The organism is Hydrogenophaga sp. (genome assembly GCF_018780075.1).
Classification (GTDB): domain Bacteria; phylum Pseudomonadota; class Gammaproteobacteria; order Burkholderiales; family Burkholderiaceae_C; genus Hydrogenophaga.
On the sequence record NZ_JADMKB010000062.1, the window covers coordinates 1 to 4,969 of the forward strand.

The window sequence follows — 4,969 nt, forward strand, 5'->3', positions numbered from 1 at the left end:
CTTCTTCAGGCCGCAGGCCGCGCAGGATGGCGATGAGACCGCACTGCTGCAAGGCGGCGGCCAGTGGAGAGGGTGTGGGGTGCATCAAAGGAGGCTCCGGGGTGAGGGAGTTGCGGCCACGAGGCCAGCGGCGACCGCGATCTGCCACAGCCCCCGGGCGGTGGCCTGCGGGGCGATCTCGGGGGTGCCGAATCCGTACACGGCCAGCGCCAGTGCGTAGCGGCGGCACAGGTCGGGCTCGCCGCACAGCACCACGCGCGCGCCGCTGCCGTGCTGACGCGCGAGGCTGGCCACTTCATGCCCGATCAGCAGGCCCGAGAGGTGGTCGACCTGCGCCGTGGCGGACAGGGCCCCGGTGAGACCCAGGGTGCGGGTGCTGAAGATGTTGGAGAGCAGGCCCAGGTCACCCTCGGCCGACCGCGCCACCGCCAGGCCACGGGCAAAGGCCGCGTCGTCGGGCGTGGCCGCGTCTTGCATGGTCTTGCCCAGGATGGTGTGAGCGCGCAGGGCGGCGAACACCTCGCCGGTCATGAAGGTGTGGAAGTGCAGGATGCCGCGCGGCTGCGCCGTGGCCCACTTGCTGTGGGTGCCGGGCAGGCCGATCAGCACGGTGGTGTCGGCCGCCATGGGCCGCCCGGCCAGCACGCCGAGCACCTGCGTTTCTTCGCCGCGCATCACGTTGGGCAAGGCGCCACGCTGGATCAGACCCGGCACGATGTGCACTGGTGTGCCCTTGCCGTACTCCACCGTGGTCAGACCACGGGCCAGGTCGTCCAGCGAGGCGGGCGCGTCGAGGTAGGCGGCTTCGCGCCAGCCCTGCGCGCTGCCCACCATGCCGCAGGCCAGCACCGGCAGCGAGGGTTCGGCGAGCAGCCAGGGGCCGCAGGCGTCTTCCAAGGCGCGTTCGAAAGCGGTGGCGCGCGCCGCGTCGGGCTGGCCGTCGGCGGCCGGGGGCAGGTTCATGACGCCCCAGGGGCGGCGCTGTGTGTCCAGCACCTCGCCGGTCGCGTCCATGCGAAAGGCGCGCAGCGAACTGGTGCCCCAGTCGAGGCCGATCAGGCCGCCCGTGGGGGCCGGGCTGGCGGTCGGATTCATGGTTTCATTCCTTGTGACAATGGGCCGCGCAGGCCCTTGGCCGCGCGAACGGCGCTCAGGCCACCGGCGTCGCCTTGCGCGGGCGGGGTGTGGCGGGCGTGGCGGGCGTGGCGGGGGCATTGCGCGCTTCCGCCGTGCGCATCGGCACCAGCTCGCGCAGGTCTTCTTCGGCGCCGTCGATCAGGATCAGCGCGGCACGTTCGGCGGCCTCGGCGTCGCCCTGCTCGATGGCCACGCACACCGCTTCGTGCAGCGGCAGCGAGTGCGCCGGCCCGCCGGGTTTGGTGGTGATCACGTCGAAGCTGACCCGCAGCAGGGCCGACATGGCGTCCTGCATCTGGCGCACGAACTGGTTGCCGCAGGCCGAGAGGATGGTGGTGTGAAAGGCCAGGTCGGCTTTCACGTAGTCGCCCTTGCCGGCCACGGCGCGCGCCATGGCCATGTAGGCCGCGCGCAGGTTGCGGCGGTCTTCGTCGCTGGCGCGCAGCGCGGCCATGCGCACGGCGGCCGGCTCGATGACGCGCCGCATTTCCATCAGGTCGCGCGAGAGGATGGGGTCGAACACGGCGGACTCGGCGCGCCAAAAAATGATGTCGGGGTCAAACAGGTTCCAGCGCGTGGGCTCCAGCACCAGGGTGCCCACCCGCCGCGTCACCTCCAGCAGCCCCTTGGCCGCCAGCGACTTGATGGCCTCGCGGATCACGATGCGGCTGAAGCCGAAACGGGCGCACAGATCGGCCTCGGGCGGCAACAGCTGCCCAGGCCGGATCTGGCCCGAACAGATTTCCCTGCCCAGCGTGTCCAGGACCTGTTCCTGAAAGGTGGCGCGGGGCGCATTGGGTCGTGGATTCATGATGTTTTATATATGAGGTATGACAAATGAATCTCAAAGAAATCAAGTCACGCCCAGAGTATCAACGACCTTGAATCATCTGAAGACCTAGGGTTTTCCATAGTATTTCAAACATCATACGTAATATAAATTCGCCGCCATGAAATCCACAGCCAGCCCATCCATGTTTGACCTCAGCGGTCGCACCGCACTGATCACCGGCTCCACCCGCGGCATCGGCCTGGCCCTGGCCCGCGGCCTGGCCGAGTCGGGCGCCAAAGTCATCCTCAACAGCCGGCAGACCGAGGCGGTGAACACGGCCGTGGGCCAGCTCCAGGCGCTCGGCCTGGACGCGGTGGGCGCGGCCTTCGACGTGGCCGACGAAGCCTCGGTGGACGCGGCCTTCGCCGGTTTCGACCAGCAGGGACTGGCCATCGACATCCTGATCAACAACGCCGGCATCCAGCACCGCCAGCCCATGGTCGATCTGCCGCTGGCCGACTGGAACCGGGTCATGGACACCAACCTGACCGCCGCCTTCCTGGTGGGCCGGGCCACGGCGCGCCGCATGATCGCGCGCGGCCAGGGCGGCAAGATCATCAACATCGGCTCGCTCACCAGCGAGGCCGCGCGCGCCACGGTGGCGCCGTACACGGTGGCCAAGGGCGGCATCAAGATGCTCTCCAAGGCCATGGCGGCGGAGTGGGCGCAGTTCGACATCCAGGCCAACTCCATCGGGCCCGGCTACATCCTCACCGACATGAACGAGGCGCTGGTGAACAACCCGAGCTTCGACGCCTGGGTGAAAAGCAGCAACCCGGCGCAGCGCTGGGGCAAGCCCGAAGAGCTCGTGGGCACCGCGATCTACCTGGCCTCCGCCGCGTCGAACTACGTCAACGGCCAGATCATTTACGTGGATGGCGGCTGGCTGGCCGTGCTCTGAGCCGTTCACCACCCCGCACCGATTCACGAGAAGCCCCCATGTCCACGCTCATCACGGACGTCAATGTCATCCTGACCGCCCCCGAAGGCATCAACCTGCTGGTGGTCAAGGTCGAGACCAACCAGCCGGGCCTCTACGGCCTGGGCTGCGCCACCTTTGCCTACCGGCACCTCGCGGTGAAGTGCCTGATCGAGGAGTACCTCAGGCCGCTGGTGGTGGGCCGCGACGTGCATGCCATCGAAGAACTCTGGCAGCTGATGCACCAGAACGCCTACTGGCGCAACGGCCCGATCGAGAACAACGCCATCTCCGGCATCGACATGGCGCTGTGGGACATCAAGGGCAAGCTGGCCCACATGCCGCTGTACCAGCTGTTTGGCGGCAAGGTGCGCGAGGGCGTGCCGATCTACCGCCACGCCGACGGCAAAGACCTGAGCGAGCTGTGCGACAACATCCAGAAGTACCAAGAGCAGGGCATCACACACATCCGCTGCCAGAGCGGCGGTTACGGCGGTGGTGGCTTCGGTGCCGCGCCGGGCAACGCGCCCGAGCACGCGCCGGCCGGCGTGTACCTGGACGCGCGAAAGTACATGCGCGACACGGTCAAGATGTTCGACCACATCCGCAGCCACGTGGGCTTTGATGTCGAGTTGTGCCACGACGTGCACGAACGGCTCAAGCCCAGCGACGCCATCCGTTTCGCCCAGGCGCTGGAACCCTTCGAGCTGTTTTTCCTGGAAGACGCGATCGCACTGGAAGAAGGTGAGTGGATCCGCCAGCTGCGTGACAAGACCAGCATTCCGTTGGCCCAGGGCGAGCTGTTCAACCACCCCTTCGAGTGGCGCAACCTGATCGCCGAGCGCCTGATCGACTTCATCCGCGTGCACCTGAGCCAGGTGGGCGGCATCACGCCGGGGCGCAAGCTGCAGCTGTTTGCCGAGCAGTACGGCGTGCGCACCGCCTGGCACGGTCCGGGCGACATGTCGCCGCTGGCCCACGCCGCCAACATCCACATCGACCTGGCCGCACGCAACTTCGGCGTGCAGGAATGGTCGGGCACCGAGCCGCCGAACTTCGTGATCCAGGAACTCAAGGGGCCGCGCGAAGCACTGCTGGACGTGTTCCCCGGTCTGCCCGAGTTCCGCAACGGCTATGTGTATGCCAACGACAAGCCCGGCCTGGGTGTGGACCTGGACGAAGCCGAGGCCGCCAAGTACCCGTGCGAGGTCAACGTGACCACCTGGACCCAGACCCGGCTGACCGACGGCAGCCTGCAGACACCCTGAACCCCTTTCGCGGCACTGCAGGCGCTTGGGCCTCCAGCACCGAACTTCCACCCCCCACCAAGACGGAGACAACAGCATGACATCCACCTCTACCCGTTTCGCACTGCGTCGCCTCACACTGATGGTGGGCGCCGCGCTCGCGCTGTGCTCGACCGCCGCGCTGGCCGAAGTCAAGGCCAAGATCGGCCACGCCATGCCCGAGACCCACCCCCAGGCAGCGGCGATGAACAAGTTCGCCGAGCTGGCCACCGCCTACACCAAGGGCAACGTGAAGGTACAGGCCTACCACGGCGGTTCCCTGGGCAGCGACGAGAAGCAGCTGCAGGCGGTGCAGTCGGGCACGCAGGAGCTGTACATCGGCACGCTCGCACCGCTGTCCACCCGCGTGAAAGAAGTTCAGGTCTGGGACCTGCCCTTCATGTTCCAGAACGAAAAAGAGGTCTACGCGGTGCTCGACGGCGCGTCGTCCAAAGCGATCTTCCAGAAGATCGAACCCGCCGGCCTGGTGGGCCTGACCTGGACCGGCATGGGCTTTCGCAACCTGTCCAACAGCAAGCGCAGCGTGAACAAGCTGGAAGACGTGGCCGGCCTGAAGATCCGCGTGATGGCCAACCCCGTGGCGCTCGAAACCTGGAAAACCATTGGCGCCAACGCTGTGCCCATGGCCTTTGCAGAGGTGTTCCCGGCGCTGGAGATCAAGGCACTCGACGGACAGGAAAACCCGCTGGTGCACATGTACTCCAACAAGATGCAGGAAGTGCAGAAGTTCATCTCGGTGACCAACCACGTCTACACGCCGGTGGCGCTGGTGGC

General features: G+C 67.1%; 5 protein-coding genes. 3 read left to right on the top strand and 2 right to left on the bottom strand.

Annotated features, from left to right (window positions below; all coding sequences use genetic code 11):
* Positions 1 to 84: 84 nt before the first annotated feature.
* Both IV088_RS12730 and IV088_RS12735 read right to left on the bottom strand, forming a co-directional pair.
* A complete protein-coding gene (locus IV088_RS12730; protein WP_291102439.1) occupies positions 85 to 1,095 on the bottom strand; it encodes a 2-dehydro-3-deoxygalactonokinase in 1,011 nt (336 codons plus the stop codon).
* Between the two features lie 55 nt (positions 1,096 to 1,150).
* Positions 1,151 to 1,948 (bottom strand): FadR/GntR family transcriptional regulator, encoded by a 798-nt coding sequence (locus IV088_RS12735; protein ID WP_291102442.1) that lies wholly within the window; start codon positions 1,946 to 1,948, stop codon positions 1,151 to 1,153.
* A 139-nt stretch (positions 1,949 to 2,087) separates the two neighbouring features.
* On the opposite strand from IV088_RS12735, the gene IV088_RS12740 reads away from it, so the two are divergent.
* The 3 genes from IV088_RS12740 to IV088_RS12750 form a co-directional block, all read left to right on the top strand.
* Positions 2,088 to 2,870, top strand: a complete 783-nt coding sequence (locus tag IV088_RS12740; RefSeq protein ID WP_291102444.1) for an SDR family oxidoreductase — start codon at positions 2,088 to 2,090, stop codon at positions 2,868 to 2,870.
* 38 nt (positions 2,871 to 2,908) lie between these two features.
* The gene (locus IV088_RS12745) at positions 2,909 to 4,156 is read left to right on the top strand and encodes an enolase C-terminal domain-like protein (protein WP_291102447.1); all 1,248 of its coding nucleotides are present in this window, start codon (positions 2,909 to 2,911) and stop codon (positions 4,154 to 4,156) included.
* Between the two features lie 76 nt (positions 4,157 to 4,232).
* Positions 4,233 to 4,969, top strand: a 737-nt coding sequence (locus tag IV088_RS12750; protein ID WP_291102450.1) for a DctP family TRAP transporter solute-binding subunit, incomplete at its 3' end; no start/stop codon positions are given.